The sequence below is a fragment of the Trebonia sp. genome (assembly GCF_049794275.1).
Lineage (GTDB): Bacteria > Actinomycetota > Actinomycetes > Streptosporangiales > Streptosporangiaceae > Trebonia.
On record NZ_JBARCR010000350.1, the window covers coordinates 1 to 5,431 of the forward strand.

Sequence of the window (5,431 nt, forward strand, 5' to 3'; positions counted from 1 at the left end):
CCGCTCGAGGGCCGCTCGCGCCGAACGTGGATGCCTGCCCTGCTAGGGCGACTGATCAGCCAGCCTGCCAGCGCGGCCCACCCGCCGCGACACTAGCGCCGCCACCGGGCATCGGCCGCTTGACGACCCGTGCGCGCGAGAACCCCAAGGTCAAGATTGGCTCAGCGGGCGGAAGCTAGAGGTCGATGACGACCTTTCCGTGTACGTGCCGGCCGGCTTGAAGCTCGACCGCAGCGCGGATCTGCCCGACCGGGAAAGTTGCCGCGATGGGCACACGGAGCTGGGCTGTCGCGACCAGGCGGGCGATCTCCTCGATGGCGCCGGGGGCGGCGTTGGCGCCGTTTGCCGGCGTGATCCCGTCGACCTGTGCAGCGATGGTGGTGATGCGCTCGTCCGGCACGCTAAGTTCTCGTGCCGCCTGCGCCGTGTCCGTCCCGTATAGGTCGATGGCCGCAGTGACGCCGCCGGGAGCCAGGGCACGGAGCCGGCCGGCCAGGCCGTCGCCGTAAGCGACCGGCTCGGCCCCGAGGGCACGCAGGGCATCGGCCGACGTCGCCGCTCCCGTTCCGATCACTCGCGCGCCCGCGAGGCGAGCGAACTGCACGGTGAACACGCCGACGCCGCCTCCCGCGCCGCCAATGAGCAGCGTGTCGCCCGGGCCGGGTTTGACGACGGCGAGCGCGGCGGCGGCCGTGCATCCTGCTATGGCAAGGGTGGCGGCGGTGCGGTCGTCGACGCCGTCCGGGGTATGGTGCGCGTCACCGCCCGCCGCGATGGTCCCTGCCACGTCTATTACTACGTAGTCGGCGACCGCGCGGGACAGGGCGCCGCCGAACACCCGGTCGCCGGCCGCGAACTCGGTCACGCCGTCACCGGCCTGGTCCACGACCCCGGCATAGTCGGTTCCGAACCCGGACGGCAGGCTCAAGCCGAATCGGGTGGCGGTCTCTGCGTCGGAGGTCATGAACCAGTCCATCGGGTTCAGTCCGGCCGCGGTGACTCGCACGCGGATCTGCCCCGGGCCGGCCTGCGGTGCGGGTACCTCGCGGAGGTTCAGGACCTCGGGGCCGCCGAATGACTCGAGCCGGACCGCCCGGCTCGTGGCCGCCGACGTGCTGGCGCCCGGTTGCTGCATGCTCACGTGGCTCCTTTGGCGGCGAATGAAGGCAACGAGAAGCGGACTATGCTCCGTTTACAAGAGGCACCGTACCATAATCGGAGCGTGATCCGTTTTGGTAGAGCCAGAAACTCGCGTGTTGCGAGCGGACGCGACTCGCAACCGCAGCCAGCTCCTCGAAGTCGCGACCCGCGTGTTCGTGTCTGCCGGCACCGAACCGTCCATGCGCGCGATCGCACGCGAAGCCGGGGTCGGCATCGCCACGCTCTACCGGCACTTCCCCACCCGCGAGTCTCTCGTCGACGCGGTCTACCGCGATCAGGTCGCGCGGCTCACCGACGGCGCCCGCGAGCTACTCGCCCGGCTTCCCCCGCCCGCGGCGCTGCGACGCTGGATGGACCTGTTCGGGGACTGGATCGCGACCAAGAACGGCATGCTCGACACGCTGCTCGCGATGATCGAATCGGGCGAAATCGCCCACGCCCAGACCCAGACCGAGCTGCTCGCGGCCATCGACGACATCCTCAACGCCGGCCGCGCGACGGGCGAACTCCGCGCCGACGTCACCGCCGAAGACATCGCCGCCAGCCTCATCGGCATCTTCACCGTGGCCCGCCCGCCCGAACACGACGCCAGGGCAACCCGCCTGCTGAACATCCTGATGGACGGCCTCCGATCTCCACCCTGAACCGCCCATCTAGCCGCATTCCGCGCGTTCGGTGGAGATCATCGAGCCGCCGGCGGGCAGCCCTACGGGGATGCGTGTTATGAATCAGAGGCGGCCGGCGGTGTGAAGGAGGGCGCGCGAGAACCGGCTCAGCTGCAGGCCGGGTAGTTGTCCCGGCGTGAACCAGGCGAGCTCGCTGAGCTCGCCATCACCGGGTGCCGGGGAACCTCTGATGATCCGGGCTTCATAGACAGCGGTGACGTAGGCGGTCCGGTCGCCGTTGGGGTAGCTGACCTCGAAATCGGGCCCGCCGAGCACGTCCACCAGGCGGACCAGCTGGACGTCGGCGCTGATCTCTTCGCGGGCCTCCCTGACCGCTGCCGCGGCGGGCGACTCGCCCACGTCCACGGCGCCGCCGAGGACACCCCAGCCATCGTCATGGCCGGCATGGCGGACCAGCAGCACCCGGCCTGCCTCGTCGACGGGCAGGACCGACACGGACGGCAATAGCAGCAGCTCATGCCCGAGAACGGCTCGCAGCCTGGCTATATGCGCAGCGATACCCACCTGGTAACCCTACGGCCTGGGGGCGGCACACCCAGGCCGGAGCGCGCCGGCATCATCATTGGCCCTGATAACGCCCGCACCGGCATCTTCACAGCGGGTTGAGGTACGGCCGCCCGGCGAGCAGACCGCCGGCCCGCACCGCACGCTCGACGGGCAAAGCCTCTGCGCCTTCGTAAACTGCAAACCGGTCCCTGAGATGGCCGTAAATGAAACTCTTGTTCAGCTGATCCAAGAGCAGCTCCCCTGGCCAATTTCGCTGCTGGACCGCCGTGAGAGCCGGTACGTATCTATGCACGACGCGGAATACTCACCCACGCTACCTCGACCTTGCCGACGATCTTTGTAGAGCGTTTTCTATCGTTCTAGTAGGAGATCAGATCGCCTACTCGGTGCTTGAGGTCTGCAAAGTGCAACTGTCATGCGTGGCGCCCATACCAGTCGTTCCGGTGCGCAGCCCGTCCCAGCCCCGAAGGGGCGTTCGTGCTGACCCCTGGCCGCCGTCCGCGAACCGGAAGGACCGTCGTACCTCATCGTATGCAGATGAGGGTGTTGGCTTCGCTGGGCCGTCGCGGTCTGGTGGACTATGACCACGGTGCATTGCGTGCTGGGTAGATGGCCTGGGAGAGGTGCGAGTTGGATGCGGGTGCTCGTTTCGGTCGACATGGAGGGAATCGCCGGCGTGGTCGACCGCGACGATATCAGTCCGGGCCATGGCGAGTATGAACGGAACCGCAAGCTACTTACGGCCGAGGCTAGCGCCGCGGTCCGCGGTGTTCACGCCTACGAGGCAGATGCGCAGGTGCTGGTCACCGAGGCGCATGCGGCTTTCCGGAACCTTCTGCCCGAGCTGCTGGACCGGCGTGCCGAGCTGCTGCGCGGCGACCCCAAGCCGGACGGGATGATGGCGGGACTGGCGCCCGACGTCGATGCCATCCTGTTCATCGGCTACCACGGCAAGGCGGGCACAGCCCGCTCGGTCATGTCCCACACCATCAGCGGCGGGGTCATCGCCGACGTACGCTGCGACGGGCGCTCCCTGGGTGAGCTCGGCCTGAACACCGCGCTCGCGGCGCACAGCGGCGTGCCTGCAGTGCTTGTCTCGGGCGATGACACCGTTGCCGCGGAGGCGGCCGACGTGGCACCAGGCATGCATGCGGTGGTGGTCAAGCGGGCACTTGGTGCCCGGGCGGCTGCGCTGCTGCATCCTGATGAGGCATGCGAGCGGATCGAGGCAGCGGTACCGAAGGCGCTGGCCGACCGGGAGGCGGTCCGGGCGCTGCGCTTCGACGGACCGGTACTGCTGGAAGTCGAGGTGCTCAGGCCGCATATGACCGAACGCGCGCTGCTGGTGCCGGGAATTGAGCGCATGGACGGCCGCACCCTGCGCTACGCAGCGCCGGACTTCCCGGCGGCATACCGGGTTGCCGAGCTCATCGCGATGCTCGGCGGCATCTGATCCTGCGTTCCCGGCCGCCACCATGGTGCAGCCTTGGCGCGGTCGAAAGTGGCGAACATTCGCGGTCACTGCTCGCGGACGAAGCCACAGCAGCGCCAGCTCGGGAAGCGGCTGAGGTTAACCAGCTCGGGAGTGGCCGGCCGTCATCGCGTGTTTCGTGGTCGCTGGGATTGGAGAGTGGCAGCCATGACGTACCTGGTAACGGTGTCGCCGTCGGGGGGCGGTGCCCGGAACGGAGAAGGCGAGGCACGGCGGTGAGTCAGCGCACTAAGGAGGCGGCCATTCGTTTCGACGCCATCCTGTCCGCGTTCGGCACATCGATCGTGGTGCAGTTGCCAGAGACGGCCAGCAAGCGCCTGCCCTCGCGCGGACAGGTGGCCGTCCGCGGGACGATCAATGGCGTCGGATTCCAGACGGTGCTCGAGCCAGACGGAAATTCTGGCCACTGGATGCGTGTCGATGACACGCTGCAGCACGCTGCCGGCATCGGCGCGGGTGACACTGCGGCGCTCGACATCGAGGTGACCAGGGATTGGCCAGAGCCGAGCGTGCCCCCCGATCTCGCGGCAGCCCTGGCAGGTGCCCCGCAGAAGATCCAGAACCTGTGGAAAGAGATCACCCCGATGGCGCGCTGGGAATGGGTGCGCTGGGTCAACGCCACGAAGAACCCAGACACGCGCGCACGACGGGTCGAGGTCAGCATCTCGAAGATGCAGGGCGGGAAGAGACGGCCCTGTTGTTTTAACCTCTCCGCATGCACCGACCCGGATCTGTCGAAGAACGGCAGGCTTCTCAAGCCAGGGGACGACCGGCCCTGACCGGCGATCCAGGCACATAGACGGTGGGAGGCAACCGGAGCGCAGCGGGCGCCCAGCGCACAGATCGACCTGCGCGGTAGGCCCCTGGCTGATGATCGGTGAGGACACGAACTGCGCCGAACGGCGGATAGGCACATCCTGGACCGGGCGCCCGAGATAGAGGCTGTCCGCGATAGCGGCGCGCGCCTGGTCAACCTCGCGGGCGACGAGGCCGTGACACGGTTCGCCGAGCTCGAGGTGGTCATGTGCCAGTGGAGGCGCATCGAGTCCCTGCTCGCCGAGACTGGCCCGTTCATCTACTTCGCCGCCAGGACGTCATTGCGCAAAGCGCGGCTTCCCCGGTAAGGCGTATACCGCCGTGCGCCCTCGTGCGTCGATTTGGCGGGCCGGGTAGCCCCGGTGAACCGCCGGGCACGGTCGCGCGTCTCACATCCGAAGAGGCCCGGGCCGGCTGTGCGGCCAGTCGGTCCCGGGTCGCGGCCTGGACCAGGAAGGCCCGGCACCATGAACGGGTTAGCCGGGCTTGCTGATCAGGTCATTGATCAGATCGCGGACGGTCTCCAGCGCCTGACGGTCGTCCTCGTCTATGTCCCCGGCGCCGAGCCAGAGCCTGATCTTGTCGTCGATCGCCCGCAGGTCAAGCACCATATTTCGCCGCTTTGGTCGATCCATGCCGCAAGCCTACGCACCCTTCGACGGGCAGGCTATGACCGGCGTGACCCGTTCGCGGTCTTGATCACGATGCCCGGTTCGCACTCGAATGAAGGACTCGGCACGGTTTTACAATGCAGGCGTGAGCGAGCCCG

At 68.1% G+C, this 5,431-nt stretch carries 8 protein-coding genes; 4 read left to right on the top strand and 4 right to left on the bottom strand.

Annotation, left to right across the window (positions count from 1 at the left end; translation table 11 throughout):
* Positions 1-175: 175 nt before the first annotated feature.
* On the bottom strand, positions 176-1,135 hold the full coding sequence (locus WA805_RS09650) for an NADP-dependent oxidoreductase (protein WP_425242173.1): 960 nt from the start codon (positions 1,133-1,135) through the stop codon (positions 176-178).
* Positions 1,136-1,256: 121 nt separating this feature from the next.
* Between WA805_RS09650 and WA805_RS09655 the strand changes: the two genes are divergently transcribed.
* On the top strand, positions 1,257-1,805 hold the full coding sequence (locus tag WA805_RS09655) for a TetR/AcrR family transcriptional regulator (RefSeq protein ID WP_422288365.1): 549 nt from the start codon (positions 1,257-1,259) through the stop codon (positions 1,803-1,805).
* An 84-nt stretch (positions 1,806-1,889) separates the two neighbouring features.
* On the opposite strand, the gene WA805_RS09660 is transcribed toward WA805_RS09655, so the two are convergent.
* Positions 1,890-2,351: an NUDIX domain-containing protein gene (locus tag WA805_RS09660; RefSeq protein WP_422281846.1), complete on the bottom strand. Its 462-nt coding sequence runs from the start codon at positions 2,349-2,351 to the stop codon at positions 1,890-1,892.
* An 88-nt stretch (positions 2,352-2,439) separates the two neighbouring features.
* On the bottom strand, positions 2,440-2,583 hold the full coding sequence (locus WA805_RS09665) for a hypothetical protein (RefSeq protein WP_424564725.1): 144 nt from the start codon (positions 2,581-2,583) through the stop codon (positions 2,440-2,442).
* A 405-nt stretch (positions 2,584-2,988) separates the two neighbouring features.
* On the opposite strand from WA805_RS09665, the gene WA805_RS09670 reads away from it, so the two are divergent.
* From WA805_RS09670 to WA805_RS09680, 3 genes are all read left to right on the top strand, one after another.
* Positions 2,989-3,807, top strand: a complete 819-nt coding sequence (locus WA805_RS09670) for a M55 family metallopeptidase (protein ID WP_422281842.1) — start codon at positions 2,989-2,991, stop codon at positions 3,805-3,807.
* 254 nt (positions 3,808-4,061) lie between these two features.
* Entirely contained in the window at positions 4,062-4,625 is a 564-nt protein-coding gene (locus tag WA805_RS09675) for a YdeI/OmpD-associated family protein (protein ID WP_422281840.1), read from the top strand.
* Positions 4,626-4,838: 213 nt separating this feature from the next.
* On the top strand, positions 4,839-4,970 hold the full coding sequence (locus WA805_RS09680) for a hypothetical protein (protein ID WP_422281838.1): 132 nt from the start codon (positions 4,839-4,841) through the stop codon (positions 4,968-4,970).
* Positions 4,971-5,138: 168 nt separating this feature from the next.
* Here WA805_RS09680 and WA805_RS09685 read toward each other — a convergent pair whose 3' ends face one another.
* Positions 5,139-5,297 carry a hypothetical protein gene (locus WA805_RS09685; protein ID WP_422288361.1) on the bottom strand — a complete coding sequence of 53 codons (159 nt, stop codon included), beginning with the start codon at positions 5,295-5,297 and terminating at the stop codon, positions 5,139-5,141.
* Positions 5,298-5,431 lie beyond the last annotated feature (134 nt).

Excerpts from the sequence above, each read along its gene's own strand:
- WA805_RS09650 (WP_425242173.1), bottom strand. The coding sequence starts at position 1,135 with ATGCAGCAACCGGGCGCCAGCACGTCGGCGGCCACGAGCCGGGCGGTC.
- WA805_RS09670 (WP_422281842.1), top strand. The coding sequence starts at position 2,989 with ATGCGGGTGCTCGTTTCGGTCGACATGGAGGGAATCGCCGGCGTGGTC.
- WA805_RS09685 (WP_422288361.1), bottom strand. The coding sequence starts at position 5,297 with ATGGATCGACCAAAGCGGCGAAATATGGTGCTTGACCTGCGGGCGATC.